Below are 16569 nucleotides of genomic sequence, written 5' to 3' on the forward strand. Positions count from 1 at the left end.
CTCGATAAGATCACTAGGAGGAATTTACAATGGTAGAGTATAAAGACACGTTATTAATGCCGAAAACCGACTTCCCTATGCGCGGCGGTTTACCAACAAAGGAACCGCAAGTTCAAGCACAATGGGATGAAATGGATATTAACAAATTAGTGCTGGAGCGTACACAAGATCGTCCTCACTACTTGTTGCATGATGGCCCTCCATATGCAAACGGAGACATCCATATTGGTCACGCATTAAACAAAGTTATCAAAGATATGATTAACCGCCAAAAATCAATGTCAGGTTTCCATGTTCCATATATTCCAGGTTGGGATACACACGGTTTGCCAATCGAGCAGGCATTAACAAATAAAGGTGTTAAGCGTAAAGAAATGTCGGTTGCAGAATTCCGTGAGCTTTGTGAAAAATACGCTTATGAACAAATCGAAAACCAAAAAAGCCAATTCCGTCGCCTAGGTGTACGTGGTGACTGGGAAAATCCGTATATCACATTAAAACCTGAATTCGAAGCACGCCAAATTGAAGTATTCGGGAAAATGGCGGAGAAGGGCTATATTTATAAAGGTCTAAAACCGGTGTATTGGTCACCGTCTTCTGAATCTGCTTTGGCAGAAGCGGAAATCGAATATAAAGATGTAGAATCGTATTCAATTTATGTTGCATTCGGCATTAAAGACAGCAAAGGCGTAGTACCGGCAGATGCCAAATTTGTCATCTGGACAACAACGCCATGGACAATTCCAGCAAACTTAGGGATTTCAGTTAACCCTGAATTCACTTATGTTGTCGTTGAAACAAACGGCAGCAAATATATCGTAGCAAAAGATTTACTTGAAAAGTTATCAGCAACATTTGGCTGGGAAGATGTTCAAATCGTTCAGGAAGTACAAGGTGAACAGCTTGATATGATCGTTGCAGAACATCCTATTTACAAGCGTGATTCATTAGTAATGGTTGGTGACCACGTAACTGCTGATGCTGGTACGGGTTGTGTACACACAGCACCGGGCCACGGTGAAGACGACTATCAGATCGGGAAACGCTATGGTCTTGACATTTTATCACCAGTAGATAACGGTGGCTGCTATACAAATGAAGCACCTGGTTTTGAAGGATTATTCTACGAAAAAGCAAATCCGGTTGTTATTGAAAAATTAAAAGAAGAAAATGCTTTATTGCATGTTTCTAAATTTACACACTCATACCCGCATGACTGGCGTACGAAAAAACCGGTAATTTACCGTGCAACACCACAATGGTTTGCATCTGTTGAAATGTTCCGTGATGAATTATTAGATGCCGTAAAAGCGACAGAATTTACACCGGCATGGGGAGAAACACGTCTTTACAATATGATTCGCGACCGCGGTGACTGGGTAATTTCTCGTCAGCGTGCATGGGGTGTGCCAATTCCGATTTTCTATGCGGAAGATGAAACACCGATTATCACACCAGAAACAATCGCGCATATCTCAAAATTATTCCGTGAACACGGTTCAAATATTTGGTTCCAGCGTGAAGCAAAAGACTTGCTTCCAGAAGGTTTTACACATGAAGGCAGCCCGAACGGCAAGTTTACAAAAGAAAACGACATTATGGACGTATGGTTCGACTCAGGGTCATCTCACCAAGGTGTTTTAGCAGAGCGCGGACTGAAATATCCTGCTGACCTTTATCTTGAAGGTTCTGACCAACACCGCGGCTGGTTCAACTCATCATTAATCACATCAGTTGCGATTAATGGGCATGCACCATATAAAGGTTTATTAACACATGGTTTCGTATTGGATGGCGAAGGACGCAAAATGTCTAAATCACTTGGCAACACGATTGACCCGATTAAAGTAATGAACCAATACGGTGCCGACATCATTCGTATGTGGGTAGCATCTGTCGACTATACAGGCGATGTTCGAATTTCAATGGATATGTTGAAGCAAGTTTCTGAAACATACCGTAAAGTGCGTAATACATTGCGCTTCCTGCACGGAAATGTGACTGACTTTAACGAAACAACTGACCGTGTAGCTTATGAAGAATTACGTGAAATGGATCAGTATATGTACATGCGCTTACAGGATGTTGTAAAGACAATCCGTGAAGCTTATGACCGTTATGACTTCTCAACTGTATACACAACTGTAAATAACTTTGTAGCTATCGAGCTTTCTTCATTCTACTTGGATATCGCAAAGGATGTTGTATATATCGAAGGAACAGATAATAAAGACCGTCGTGCAATGCAAACAGTTATGTATGATACATTAATGGCACTAGTAAAACTATTAACGCCAATTATTCCACATACGACTGAAGAGTTATGGAGCTACATCGAATTCGATCGCAAGCCACAATCTGTCCAATTAACAGATTTCCCTGAAGTAGTAGAACAGGCAAACTTTGCAGAACTACGTACGAAGTGGGTAAAAGTAATCGCAGTACGCAATGAAGTGTTAAAAGCATTGGAAGAAGCGCGTAATGCAAAAACAATCGGTAAATCACTGGAAGCAAAAATTTCGGTTTATGCAGATAGTGAAACAGTCGAGCTATTGAATGATGCAAACATCGATTTTGCACAGCTTTCAATTGTATCTCAATTCGTTATCGCAGGCAGTAAGGAAAATGCACCTGCAGAAGCGTTGGTACTTGATAAAACAGCGTTAGTTGTTGAAAAAGCTGACGGTGAAAAATGTGAGCGTTGCTGGACAATTTCAGAAACAGTAGGCGCAAGCGAAAATCACCCTACATTATGTAAACGTTGTGCAGATGTTGTAGAAAACTATTACGTATAAAAATCCGGAACGCTATTGCCATTTTGGCAATGGCGTTCCTTTATACCTTTTTTATTTTTTGAAAAAATAAATTATTTAGGAGTTGTACATTTTGGAACGAATCGAACAGAAGTTATTAACTCCTGATACGTTTCTGCAGGGGGTAAAAGACTGTGTGCCGACATTGCTCGGCTATATTAGTATCGGTCTTGCATTTGGTGTTGTCGGAATTGCTTCGGGAATTTCGGTATTGGAAGTATTTTTACTTTCGGTACTTGTATATGCAGGATCCGCCCAGTTTATCTTTTGTGGCCTGTATTTAGCCGGTGCCCCTGTAACGGCGGTCATTGCTACCATTTTTATCGTCAATTTACGGCACTTGCTTATGTCTTTGACTATTGCCCCGTATTTCACAAAGTATTCCATGCTGCGTAATATCGGGTTCGGGACATTGCTGACAGATGAAACATTTGGTGTTTCCGTCGTTAGTGCCGGAAAAGAAGGACGTCTTGGCGGGAAGTGGATGGATGGCTTAAACATAACGGCCTATACAACTTGGATTGCGGCATGTACGATAGGCGGCGTTATCGGGCAATGGCTGCCGGACCCGGAAAAGTGGGGATTGGACTATGCTTTGGTGGCAATGTTTGTCGCACTGCTTGTTCTGACACTTGCGAGCATTCCAAAAGAAAAATTAATGCATTACATAAAACTAATCCTCATTATGGTTATCAGCATGTACGGGATGCTTTACTTTATGCCCGGGCATTTAGCTGTCCTGTTATCAACCGTAATTGTTGCAACGATTGGGGTGGCATTGGAAAAATGACAACCTCGGTAGCGATGGTATTACTAATTTTAGGCTGCGCCCTAGTAACGTGGATTCCTAGAATATTACCGTTTATATTAGTGAAAAATATGAAGATGCCGAAAATCGTGCTGCGCTGGCTTGCCTACATACCTGTCTGTATATTGTCCGCCCTCGTAATAGAAGGCTTCTTCGAGAAAGAAGAAGCAATCGTTACGGTTCATTGGCTTAATGTGATGGCGTTTATTCCTACGTTATTTATTGCTTTACTTACCAAAAGTCTATCGAAAACAGTTATTGCCGGAGTGTTGACAATGGCAGGATTGCGATTATTTTTTGGTTGAAGGTTTAGAGGGTTTTGAGCTTGTTTAGTTGAATGTGACTAAACAAGCTTTTTTCATAATTAAATGTAGTAGCTGCTCTTTTAATAGCTAATATGGATTCGAATGTAGAAGCTTGATCACCGAAAGTAGAATCTTTAGCATGAAAAGTAGATCTTTTACCTAAAAAGTAGAAGCTGCTGCTTTTATTGTCACTTTTCACACATTAAAAATATCAGATGGTCTGATATTATGTTAAAATAGGTAAGATATATCGTAAACGGAGGATTTGCTGTGTATAAATATTACGGAATCGCAATAATTGCAGTCATTTTGGATCAATGGACAAAGTGGCTCATTGTTAAAAATATGGAATTAGGGGAACGCATCAGTGTGTGGGATCCTTGGTTTGGCATCTTATCGCATCGTAATCGTGGTGCGGCATGGGGCATGTTGGAAGGACAAATGTGGTTGTTCTCACTCGTAACAGTTGCTGTCATTATCGCAATTATTTATTTTAATCATACAGAAGCAAAGGGTAAGCCACTATTTCATGTAAGTTTAATGTTGTTATTAGGTGGTGCGGTCGGTAACTTTATTGACCGTTTATTCCGAGGAGAAGTAGTTGATTTTGTCGATGTTTTTATACCGGTAATCAATTATCATTTCCCAATCTTCAATATCGCAGACGCAGCTTTAACAATTGCTGTTGTAATGCTTTTCATTACGATCATACTAGAAGAAAAAAAGGATAAGAAAAAGGTGAAATAATGACAGTAGTCACATTAACAATAGAAGAATTTGCAGGGGAACGTATCGATAAGGCGCTTTCACAAATGGAAGAATCTTGGTCACGTTCGCAAATTAGTAACTGGCTGGATGCAGAACGTATTTTAGTAAACGGTGCAACCGTAAAACCAAAATATAAAGTAAAGCAAGGGGACGTTATTGAAGTAACGATTCCGGAAGTAGAAGATTTGGAAATCATTCCAGAAGATTTAAATTTGGAAATCGTTTACGAAGATGCCGACGTATTAGTTGTGAATAAACCGCGTGGAATGGTAGTTCACCCGGCACCAGGCCATACTTCAGGCACATTAGTAAATGGTTTAATGCATCATTGTAAAGACTTATCAGGCATCAACGGTGTAGCACGTCCAGGTATTGTACACCGTATTGATAAGGATACGTCCGGTTTATTAATGGTTGCAAAAAATGATGTTGCTCATGAAAGTCTTGTTAATCAGCTTGTTGAGAAGTCGGTAACACGTAAATATACGGCTTTAGTACATGGTCATATTGCGCATGAAAAAGGAACAATTGATGCACCAATCGGCCGTGACCAAAAAGACCGTCAAAAGCAGGCAGTTGTCGATAAGGGCAAGCATGCGGTTACACATTTCCAAGTAATCGAGCGTTTCGGTGAGTTTACTTTAGTGGAGTGCCGTCTTGAAACAGGACGTACTCACCAAATCCGTGTGCATATGAATTACATCGGCTTCCCGTTAGCAGGCGATCCAAAATACGGTCCAAGAAAAACTATCGATTTCGGCGGCCAAGTATTACATGCAGGTGTATTAGGATTTATTCACCCTGTAACGAAAGAATATTTAGAGTTTGAATCACCACTACCGGAAGATTTCAAACAATTATTAGAAGAATTACGCGGGTAATCGCGAACAGCCGTCTCCTTTTTTGGGGGAGGCTGTTTTTTTAGGTTGGGAAGCATTGCCCCGGCTTTTATTAGAATTTTTGAAACAGATATTAGAACTTACTGCGGCGATATTAGAAGATGTAGAGCTTTTATTAGAAAACGGGTGGCAAGGGGGTCGATTTGAGATGCTATTATCTGTATGTAGAAGCATTCAGGTAGCCTAAACTGAATTTATTAGAATATATCTACGGATATTAGAAAAAAGCTTTGGAAATATTAGCACATTGAAAAGATTTATTAGAAAATTTAGAACACTTATTTGAACAATTCGCCATTATATTAGAAGATCGGATTTTTATTAGAAGATTTCAAATTATATTAGAACATTCACCACACTTAGTAGAAAATCCTCACCTCGTAATAAATTCAAACTCCTCAAACATTAATTTTCAGTTGTCTGACCTTCACAAAGTTTATTGACTTATAAAATAATCAAGCCTATACTGACAACAGTGAGCTACAGAACTTGACGAGAGCAAGCAGGTAGTCACGGCAAATCAAATCAATCTGAATATTGTTCACCTTTAATGGCAGTCCAGAGAGGCTGAGAAGGGATAATGTGAAGCAACGGAATTTTTGTGCGCAAAAATACCCGTGTGCAGTTTTTCAACATGACTTTTCAAACCCTCTAGAACTTTCTAGGGGGTTTTTTGTTTGAAACTTACATTGATCATACCCTGTGAACACGGAAAAAACGAAAGGAGAAAAAAACATGGAAAACTTTACAGTATTACTTGATGGACCATCGATGAACCGTGCGATTACACGAATTGCACACGAAATTATTGAACGTAACAAAGGCATTGATGAAGTGATTTTAGTCGGGATTAAAACACGCGGTGCCTATTTGGCAAGACGGCTTGCGGAAAGAATCGAAACGATTGAAGGAAAAGCGATTCGCACAGGAGAGCTTGATATTACATTGTACCGAGATGATTTAACACCTAAGCACGATCAGGCACAAGTTAAGCAAGTCGATATTGAGCACCAAGTAAAGGATCAGAAAGTTGTACTGATCGATGATGTTCTTTATACAGGAAGAACAGTTCGTGCAGCATTGGATGCCATTATGGACTTAGGCAGACCGGCACAAATCCAGCTTGGGGTTCTCGTTGACCGGGGCCATCGCGAATTGCCGATACGTGCTGATTATGTAGGGAAAAATATCCCGACATCAAGCGTTGAACGCATTGTCGTCAATCTAGTAGAAACAGACAAAGAAGATATTGTAACAATTCATAAATTTGAGGAATAAGTGAATACAGGGAGAGAACATCATGACGAAAGCAGTATTGGATATTCATGAAAAACCTACAGTAGGGCAGCTGATTACATTTAGTTTCCAGCACATGTTTGCCATGTTCGGATCAACAATTTTAGTACCAAAATTAGTCGGGTTAAGCCCATCCATTGCGCTTTTAACAAGCGGAATTGCGACAATTATCTTTTTGATTATCACACAGTTTAAAGTACCGGCTTACTTAGGTTCATCATTTGCCTTTATCTCTCCGATTATATTAGTGGCAGGCTTAACAGAAGCAGGTGTTTCCATCAACCCTGGAAATGCAATGATCGGGGCAATGATGGTCGGGATTGTTTATGCAATCGTAGCATTATTAATCTGGAAAACAGGCTATAAATGGCTGATGAACATTTTGCCGCCGATTGTCGTTGCACCGGTAATCATCGTAATCGGATTAGGATTATCAGGCACGGCAGTAGATATGGCGATGAATGTGGACGGCGAATATAGCGGGCTTCACTTCTCGGCAGCATTAGTAACATTAGCTACGGCGATTATTTTCAACGTATTCTTTAAAAATATTTTAAGCGCAATGCCGATTTTAATGGGAATTGTAGTCGGCTATGTATATTCAGTCATTATTGGAATCGTTGACTTCACGGCAGTACACAATGCGAAGTTCTTCGCATTGCCGGACTTTTTAATCCCTGGTGTAAACTACGAGTTCCAACTTACAGGAGCAATTTTTATCGGGATGGTGCCGATTGTCATTGTAACGATTTCAGAACATATTGGTCACCAGCTAGTATTGGGGAAAGTTGTAAACCGCAACTATATTAAGGACCCGGGCTTACATCGTTCGCTGTTAGGTGACGGTCTTGGAACATTTGCTTCAGCGCTGATCGGTGGTCCGCCAAAAACAACATACGGCGAAAATATCGGGGTTCTTGCGATCACACGTGTATATTCAGTGTATGTCATTTTAGGGGCAGCGGTTGTTGCCATCGTCGTATCGTTCTCAGGTCAGCTGATGGCACTGATTGAAACAATCCCGACAGCAGTACTTGGCGGTATATCAATCCTGTTATTCGGGATTATTGCAGCAAGTGGTTTACGTATGTTAGTGGAAAGCAAAGTAGACTTCGGAAATAACCGAAACATGGTCATTGCATCCGTAATATTGGTAGTCGGAATTGGCGGGGCAGCAATGCGCTTTACAGAAACCTTTGCGATTGAAGGAATGGCATTAGCATCAATCATCGGTGTCATCTTGAATCTTGTATTGCCAGGTCGTGAAGTTACAGAAAAAGATATTTACGAAACAGAAGACTAAAATAATATACCTTTTAAAGATTGTCCAGAGAGGCAAGGAAGGGTATGACATGCATGAAAGGTTCATCAACAGGATGATGCCTTACCTTGTCACACCCTCCAAGCCTCGCTAATGATGATAGCGAGGCTTATTTATGACGAGATATTGTATATTTAAACAAAAAGTAGATTAAATATTCATAATGTAATAAAATAATATCAAGCTAGCATTTGCGCCGGGGCGTAATTGATATAAGTGGAGGTACTCACATGAAAAACTTATTATCGATGGAACATTTGTCAAATGAAGAAATAATGATGATTTTAAATCGAGCACAGCATTTCGAAGATGGAGAAAAACCTGTGTTACAACGTGAATTTCATGTAGCAAACCTTTTCTTTGAGCCAAGTACACGTACAAAAACGAGCTTTGAAATGGCAGAGCGTCGACTAGGATGTACAGTTATTCCGTTTGATGCGGAGTTCTCGAGCACAACAAAGGGAGAAACGCTGTACGATACAGTCAAAACATTGGAAATGATCGGAATCGATGCAGTCGTTATTCGGGATAAGGAAGATGAATATTACAACGAACTTCTAGAAGGTATCGGGTGTGCGGTGATCAATGCAGGAGACGGCGCAGGCCAGCATCCTTCCCAGTCACTGCTGGATTTATATACGATTCAAAAAGAATTCGGGCGATTCGAAGATTTGAATATTACAATCGTCGGTGATATTTCACATAGCCGTGTTGCAAAATCAAATGCGACTGCACTTACTCGTTTAGGGGCAAATGTTCGATTCCTTTGTCCGCCAGCATGGGCAGGCAATTTCGAAGCGGCACATAGCTGGGATGAAGTACTGGAAGACAGCGATGTCATCATGCTGCTGCGTATCCAGCATGAACGTCACTCCGTAAGTAAAAACTTTTCAAAAGAAAGCTACCATGCAGAGTATGGCTTAACAATTGAACGTGAACAGCGAATGAAAGAGCGGGCTATCATTATGCACCCGGCACCGGTAAACCGCGATGTGGAAATTGCGGATGCCCTTGTTGAATGCAGTCGTTCCCGCATTTTTGAACAAGTGCGAAACGGTGTATTTACACGAATGGCCATTTTAGAAACGATTTTGAAAGGAAGAGATCAATATGACTACAGTTATACAAAATGTGAAGCTACTCAATGAGGAAGGCGAATTAGTAGTATCTACTATTGTAATAGAAAACGGCAAAATCGCTTCGATTAATGGAGACATTCCAGCTGGCGCTAAGCTGATTGATGGTAAAGGCCATTTCGCATCACCAGGTTTTGTCGATGTACATACACATTTACGTGAGCCTGGCTTTGAACATAAAGAAACAATTGCAACAGGCTCGGCATCTGCAGCAAAAGGCGGTTTTACAACAATTTGTGCGATGCCAAATACGAAGCCGGTACCGGATTCGGTAGAAAACATGCAGCTCATTAACGGATTGATCAAAGAAAGTGCAGTAATTCGAGTATTACCATATGGTTCATTAACAAAAGACATTTCAGGTGAAGTACGCACGAATATGCAAGAGTTAAAAGAACAAGGTGCAGTCGCTTTCTCGGATGACGGAATCGGTATCCAGCTAGCGTCGACTATGTATGAGCAAATGCAGCAGGCAGCAAAAATCGATGCGGTTGTTGTTGCACACTGTGAAGATAATTCACTTATTTACGATGGGGTTATGCATGAAGGAAAACGCAATAAAGAACTTGGATTACCAGGGATTCCTTCTATTTGCGAGTCAGTACAAATTGCACGAGATGTACTGCTGGCTGAAGCGGCTGGTGCACGTTACCATGTATGCCACGTATCGACGAAAGAATCCGTACGTGCTGTAAGAGATGCAAAAGCAGCAGGAATTAAAGTGACTGCGGAAGTTTGTCCACACCACTTATTATTAGAAGAAATGGACATTCCATCAGATGATGCGAACTGGAAGATGAACCCGCCATTACGAGCTGCAGACGATAAAGACTCACTGCATGCAGCACTGCTGGACGGTACGATTGACTGTATCGCGACAGATCATGCACCGCACACAGAAGAGGAAAAATGCTGCGGTATGGTTGGGGCACCATTTGGTATTGTTGGTTTTGAGACAGCATTCCCATTATTGTATACAAATTTTGTAGCGACAGGGAAATGGACATTAAAGCAATTAGTCGACTGGATGAGTGTAAAAGCAGCCCAAATTTTCGATCTTCCATACGGAACATTGGAAGTAGGCGCTTCAGCGGATCTTGTACTAATCGATTTGGATAAGGAACAGGCAATCGATGCAGAGGGGTTTGTTTCTAAAGGACGCAATACACCATTTAACGGATGGACAGCAAAAGGGTGGCCGGTAGTAACGATGTTTGAAGGCAATATTGTATATCAGGAGGCAGAATAATGAAGAAGCGTTTACTAATTTTAGAAGATGGCACTGTATTTACAGGTACTGCATTTGGAAGTGATAAAGCAAGTCAAGGAGAAGTTGTATTTACTACAGGGATGACAGGCTACCAGGAAACTATTTCAGACCCATCATTTTACGGGCAAATTGTTACTTTAACATACCCGTTAGTCGGAAATTACGGCATTAACCGTGATGACTTTGAAGCAATTACTCCTGCAATCCGCGGTTTTGTAGTGCGTGAATTGGCAGAGCAGCCATCAAACTGGCGCTCGGACATGTCATTGGGGGATTACTTGGCAGCGCAAGATATTCCTGGCATAGAAGGAATCGATACAAGAAAATTAACGCGCATTATTCGTACAAAAGGAGCTGTACGAGCGATTTTAACTGAAGCAGATGCCGAAGTAGATATCGCACAGATCGTAGCTCAATTACAGGAAACACCGTATATTACACACCATGTCCGCGAAGTATCGCCAAAAGCGGCATACCCGTCTCCAGGACGTGGAAAACGTGTTGTACTGATCGACTTTGGAATGAAGCACGGAATTTTACGCGAACTGAATAAGCGTGACTGTGATGTACTGGTCGTACCTTACAATACGACTGCCGAACAAATTTTAGCAATGCATCCGGATGGCATCATGCTTTCAAATGGTCCAGGGAACCCGGAAGATGTAGCAGAAGGAATCGAAACAATTAAAGGACTAATCGGAAAAGTGCCAATCTTCGGTATTTGTCTAGGGCACCAGCTGTTTTCACTAGCTTGTGGCGCGAAATCATTTAAATTGCCATTCGGTCACCGAGGCGGAAATCACCCGGTAAAAAATCTGCGTACTGGTCGCACGGATTTAACGAGCCAAAACCATGGCTATGCAATTGATATCGAGTCATTAAAAGATACTGATCTAGAGTTAACGCATGTCGCTTTAAATGATGGGACTTGTGAAGGGGTACGCCATAAGAAATATCCGATTTTCACTGTGCAGTATCACCCGGAAGCATCACCAGGTCCTGAAGATTCAAACTACCTATTTGACGAATTTATCGAAATGATGGAAATTGAAGCAGCAAAGGAGAACCAATATGCCTAAACGTACAGATATAAATACAATTTTAGTAATCGGCTCAGGTCCGATCGTAATCGGTCAAGCAGCGGAATTTGACTATGCAGGGACACAAGCATGTCTTTCATTAAAAGAAGAGGGCTATAAAGTAATTTTAATTAACTCGAACCCGGCGACAATTATGACAGATACTGAAATCGCAGACAAGGTATACATCGAGCCAATCAGCCTTGAATTTGTATCGCGTATTTTACGTAAAGAGCGTCCGGATGCCATTCTATCTACATTAGGTGGTCAAACAGGATTAAATATGGCAATCGAGCTTGATGAATCCGGCATTTTAGATGAACTAGGAATTGAAATTCTAGGTACGAAACTGGATGCGATTCATAAAGCGGAGGACCGTGACTTGTTCCGTAACTTAATGTATGAACTTGGTGCACCGGTTCCAGAGTCAGATATTATTCATAACATGGAAGAAGCAAAAGCATTCGTTGCAAAAATTGGTTATCCGGTAATTGTCCGTCCGGCATTTACACTTGGCGGAACAGGCGGCGGAATTTGCTATAACGATCAGGACTTACAGGAAATTGTAACGTCTGGTTTAAAATATTCTCCTGTAACACAATGTTTACTGGAAAAATCAATCGCAGGCTTTAAAGAGATTGAATACGAAGTAATGCGTGATGCGGCGGATAATGCAATCGTTGTATGTAATATGGAAAACTTTGACCCGGTCGGTATCCATACAGGTGACTCGATTGTTGTTGCACCAACACAAACATTATCGGATCGTGAAAACCAAATGCTGCGAAACATTTCACTCGATATTATTCGCGCATTAAAAATCGAAGGTGGCTGTAACGTTCAGCTGGCATTGGATCCTTACTCATTCCAGTACTATGTAATTGAAGTAAACCCGCGTGTATCGCGTTCATCTGCATTAGCATCAAAAGCGACAGGCTATCCGATTGCAAAGCTTGCAGCAAAAATCGCAGTAGGACTTACATTGGATGAGATTAAAAATCCTGTTACAGGTTCAACATTCGCTTGCTTCGAACCGGCACTTGACTACATTGTCGCAAAAATTCCACGTTGGCCATTTGATAAGTTTGAATCAGCAAAACGTAACCTTGGTACACAAATGAAAGCGACTGGGGAAGTAATGGCACTTGGTCGTACATTTGAAGAAGCGATTTTAAAGGCTGTTCGTTCATTGGAAACAGGCCATGTGCATATTGAAATGAAAAATGCGGATGATTTAACTGATGCATGGATTGAAAAGCGTATTAAAAAAGCAGGGGATGAACGTCTATTCTTTATCGGTGAAGCAATTCGCCGTGGTGTGACAGTGGAAAAAATCCATGAATGGTCTGCGATTGATATGTTCTTCTTAACGAAGCTGAAAAAAATTGTAGATATGGAAACAACATTGGCAGAAAACATTGGCAATCAGGAAATTTTACGCACAGCGAAACGATTAGGCTTTGCGGATAAAAAAATTGCACAGCTTTGGGGAATGGAAGAGCAAGCGGTTTATGATTTCCGTAAAGAGCATGGAATTATTCCAGTATATAAAATGGTTGATACATGTGCGGCAGAATTCGAATCGAATACACCATACTTCTATGGCACATATGAGGATGAAAATGAGTCCATCCGTACTGACAAACCTTCTGTAGTAGTACTTGGCTCAGGTCCGATCCGTATCGGTCAAGGGGTTGAGTTCGACTATGCAACAGTTCACTCTGTATGGGCAATTCAGGAAGCAGGCTATGAAGCAATCATCATTAACTCAAATCCAGAAACGGTTTCAACTGACTTCTCGATTTCGGATAAATTATACTTCGAGCCATTAACAATTGAAGATGTGATGCATATTATCGATCTGGAGCAGCCAATCGGTGTAGTTGTACAGTTCGGCGGACAAACAGCAATCAATTTAGCGGATAAGCTTGAAGCAAACGGTGTGAAAATTTTAGGGACATCACTTGAAGATATCGACCGTGCTGAAAACCGTAATAAATTTGAAGCGGCATTACAAGAACTGAAAATTCCGCAGCCTCCTGGCGATACAGCAACATCAGCTGAAGGTGCGATGAAAATTGCGGAAGGTTTAGGTTTCCCTGTATTAGTTCGCCCATCATATGTACTAGGCGGCCGTGCAATGGAAATCGTCTATAACATGGAAGAACTTGCTCACTATATGACAAACGCGGTTGAAGCATCACCGGATCACCCTGTATTAGTAGACCGTTACTTAACGGGACAGGAAATTGAAGTCGATGCCATTTGCGACGGTGAGAATGTATTAATTCCAGGGATTATGGAACATGTTGAACGAGCAGGTGTGCACTCAGGTGACTCAATCAGTGTATATCCACCACAAAAGTTAACAGATGCTCAGAAAGAAACATTAGTAGACTATACGACTCGCCTGGCAAAAGGCCTTGGTATTGTCGGCTTAATGAATATCCAATATGTAATGAGCAAAGGCGAAATTTATGTAATCGAAGTAAATCCTCGCTCAAGCCGTACTGTACCGTTTTTAAGTAAAATTACAAACATCCCAATGGCAAATATCGCAACAAAAGCGATCCTTGGTCAATCGATTATTGAACAAGGCTACCCAACAGGACTGGCAAAAGAACAGCAAGGGGTATTCGTAAAAGTACCGGTATTCTCATTCGCCAAATTACGCCGTGTCGACATTACATTAGGACCTGAAATGAAATCTACAGGGGAAGTAATGGGGAAAGACGCAACATATGAAAAAGCATTATATAAAGGCTTCGTGGCAGCAGGCATGGAAATTAAAACACATGGTACCATCCTGTTCACTGTATCTGATAAAGATAAACAGGAAGCAATCAGCCTGGCGAAACGCTTCTCAACAGTAGGCTACCGCATCGTAGCAACAGAAGGTACAGCAAAAACATTTGAAGCAAATGGTATTAAAACAGATGTTGTTGAAAAAATCGGGGGTAAAGGCAAAACATTGATTGATATGATTCAAAACGGTGAAGCCCAATTAGTAGTCAATACATTAACAAAAGGGAAACAGCCGGCACGTGATGGCTTCCGTATTCGCCGTGAATCGGTAGAAAACGGCGTACCATGTCTGACTTCATTAGACACAGCAGAAGCAATGCTGCGCGTAATTGAATCAATGACATTTACAGCAGAAGAAATGCCGAAAGCGGAGGTAGTACACTAAAATGATTCGTCAAGAGAAAATGACAGTTGTAGCACAAAAGCAAATTGCGACGAACATTTTCGAATTGACACTACAAGGACAACTGGTTCAGGACATGTCGCCTGGCCAGTTTGTTCATGTAAAGGTGTCAAATACATTCGAGCCCTTGTTGCGTCGACCAATCAGTATTGCCAATGTAGATAAAGAAAAAAATGAATTCACGATGATTTACCGTGCTGAAGGTCGCGGCACAAAATTTCTGGCAACAAACCGTGAAAATGAAATCGTGGATGTATTAGGTCCGTTAGGGAACGGGTTTCCTGTTGACGCGGCAAAACCCGGCCAGACAGCGCTTTTAGTAGGTGGGGGAATAGGTGTCCCGCCGCTCCATGAATTAGCGAAACAACTGAATGCGCGCGGCGTGAAAACGATCCATGTACTAGGCTTCCAATCAGAGGATGTATGCTTCTACGAGGAACAGTTCAACGCTTTAGGCGATACGTACTATGCAACAGTAGACGGAACGAAGGGAACTAAAGGGTTTGTTACAACGGTATTTGATGAAGTAAAACCTGAGTTCGATCTGCTTTATTCATGTGGTCCATTGCCGATGCTGCGTGCTTTAGAAGGCTATTACCCTGAAAAAGAGGGGTACCTATCCTTTGAGGAACGGATGGGCTGCGGTATCGGTGCGTGCTTTGCATGTGTATGCGATACGACTGAAGGTTACGGAAAAGATTATGTTAAAGTGTGCTCGGATGGGCCAGTATTCCCGAAAGGAGTTGTGGCATTATGAGCCGTTTAAACTTACAATTGCCAGGTTTGGACTTAAAAAATCCAATTATGCCTGCGTCAGGCTGCTTTGGCTTTGGGCGCGAATATGCCCAGCTTTATAACTTGTCAAAGCTTGGTGCCATCATGATTAAAGCAACAACAGTGGAAACGCGTAAAGGAAATCCGACACCGCGTGTAGCCGAAACATCAGCTGGTATGCTTAATGCAATCGGTCTGCAAAATCCAGGGATTGAAAAGGTAATGGCAGAAGAGCTGAAGTTTTTGGAAAGCTATGATGTCCCGGTTATTGCCAATGTTGCCGGAACAGAAGTTGCGGATTATGTGGAAGTAGCAGAGCGTATTTCAAAGGCATCTAACGTAAAAGCGTTAGAATTGAATATTTCTTGTCCGAATGTAAAATGCGGCGGCATACAGTTCGGGACGGATCCGGAAACAGCCAGACAGTTAACTGCTGCTGTAAAGGCGGTTTCAAGTGTACCTGTATATGTAAAACTATCTCCGAACGTGACAAATATCGTAGACATTGCCAAAGCGGTTGAAGCAGGTGGTGCGGATGGTATAACGATGATTAACACACTTGTGGGAATGCGTTTGGACGAGCGTACAGGGAAACCTGTCATTGCAAACGGGACAGGTGGCTTATCAGGTCCAGCCATAAAACCGGTAGCGATACGTATGGTGTATGACGTTTATAAAGCAGTAAACATTCCGATAATCGGCATGGGCGGGGTAACTTGTGCACAGGATGTAATAGACTTTATGTCCGCTGGTGCATCAGCTGTAGCAGTCGGGACAGCAAACTTTGTTGATCATTTCGTATGCCCGACAATCATTGAAGAATTACCGGACTTGCTGGACACATTAAATGTGGACCATATTTCAGGAATTATCGGAAGGAGCCACCGTTAAT

General features: G+C 41.6%; 13 protein-coding genes. All 13 read left to right on the forward strand.

The window, feature by feature from the left end:
* Positions 1–29 precede the first annotated feature (29 nt).
* Positions 30–2795 carry an isoleucine--tRNA ligase gene (gene ileS, locus AC6CH1_RS02220; protein WP_498316219.1) on the forward strand — a complete coding sequence of 922 codons (2766 nt, stop codon included), beginning with the start codon at positions 30–32 and terminating at the stop codon, positions 2793–2795.
* 91 nt (positions 2796–2886) lie between these two features.
* Positions 2887–3603 carry an AzlC family ABC transporter permease gene (locus AC6CH1_RS02225; protein ID WP_498316220.1) on the forward strand — a complete coding sequence of 239 codons (717 nt, stop codon included), beginning with the start codon at positions 2887–2889 and terminating at the stop codon, positions 3601–3603.
* The gene (locus AC6CH1_RS02230; protein WP_251689470.1) at positions 3600–3926 is read left to right on the forward strand and encodes an AzlD domain-containing protein; all 327 of its coding nucleotides are present in this window, start codon (positions 3600–3602) and stop codon (positions 3924–3926) included. The genes AC6CH1_RS02225 and AC6CH1_RS02230 overlap by 4 nt, the downstream gene beginning before the upstream one ends.
* A gap of 270 nt (positions 3927–4196) precedes the next feature.
* Positions 4197–4673: a signal peptidase II gene (gene lspA / locus AC6CH1_RS02235; protein WP_079525056.1), complete on the forward strand. Its 477-nt coding sequence runs from the start codon at positions 4197–4199 to the stop codon at positions 4671–4673.
* Entirely contained in the window at positions 4673–5575 is a 903-nt protein-coding gene (locus tag AC6CH1_RS02240) for an RluA family pseudouridine synthase (RefSeq protein ID WP_251689467.1), read from the forward strand. The genes lspA and AC6CH1_RS02240 overlap by 1 nt, the downstream gene beginning before the upstream one ends.
* A gap of 753 nt (positions 5576–6328) precedes the next feature.
* A complete protein-coding gene (pyrR, locus tag AC6CH1_RS02245; RefSeq protein ID WP_350477203.1) occupies positions 6329–6871 on the forward strand; it encodes a bifunctional pyr operon transcriptional regulator/uracil phosphoribosyltransferase PyrR in 543 nt (180 codons plus the stop codon).
* A gap of 22 nt (positions 6872–6893) precedes the next feature.
* On the forward strand, positions 6894–8192 hold the full coding sequence (locus AC6CH1_RS02250) for a solute carrier family 23 protein (protein ID WP_498316221.1): 1299 nt from the start codon (positions 6894–6896) through the stop codon (positions 8190–8192).
* Between the two features lie 248 nt (positions 8193–8440).
* Positions 8441–9358: an aspartate carbamoyltransferase catalytic subunit gene (locus AC6CH1_RS02255; protein ID WP_079525064.1), complete on the forward strand. Its 918-nt coding sequence runs from the start codon at positions 8441–8443 to the stop codon at positions 9356–9358.
* The gene (gene pyrC / locus AC6CH1_RS02260; protein ID WP_079525066.1) at positions 9321–10595 is read left to right on the forward strand and encodes a dihydroorotase; all 1275 of its coding nucleotides are present in this window, start codon (positions 9321–9323) and stop codon (positions 10593–10595) included. Before AC6CH1_RS02255 ends, pyrC begins: the two co-directional genes overlap by 38 nt.
* On the forward strand, positions 10595–11695 hold the full coding sequence (locus AC6CH1_RS02265; protein ID WP_251689457.1) for a carbamoyl phosphate synthase small subunit: 1101 nt from the start codon (positions 10595–10597) through the stop codon (positions 11693–11695). The genes pyrC and AC6CH1_RS02265 overlap by 1 nt, the downstream gene beginning before the upstream one ends.
* Positions 11688–14885: a carbamoyl-phosphate synthase large subunit gene (carB, locus tag AC6CH1_RS02270; RefSeq protein WP_427711023.1), complete on the forward strand. Its 3198-nt coding sequence runs from the start codon at positions 11688–11690 to the stop codon at positions 14883–14885. Before AC6CH1_RS02265 ends, carB begins: the two co-directional genes overlap by 8 nt.
* Before the next feature lies 1 nt (position 14886).
* Positions 14887–15660 carry a dihydroorotate dehydrogenase electron transfer subunit gene (locus AC6CH1_RS02275; RefSeq protein WP_498316222.1) on the forward strand — a complete coding sequence of 258 codons (774 nt, stop codon included), beginning with the start codon at positions 14887–14889 and terminating at the stop codon, positions 15658–15660.
* Complete coding sequence (locus AC6CH1_RS02280) at positions 15657–16568, forward strand: dihydroorotate dehydrogenase (RefSeq protein ID WP_427711019.1); 912 nt, start codon at positions 15657–15659, stop codon at positions 16566–16568. Before AC6CH1_RS02275 ends, AC6CH1_RS02280 begins: the two co-directional genes overlap by 4 nt.
* Position 16569: the final 1 nt, after the last annotated feature.

Source organism: Solibacillus sp. GQ1 (genome assembly GCF_059758555.1).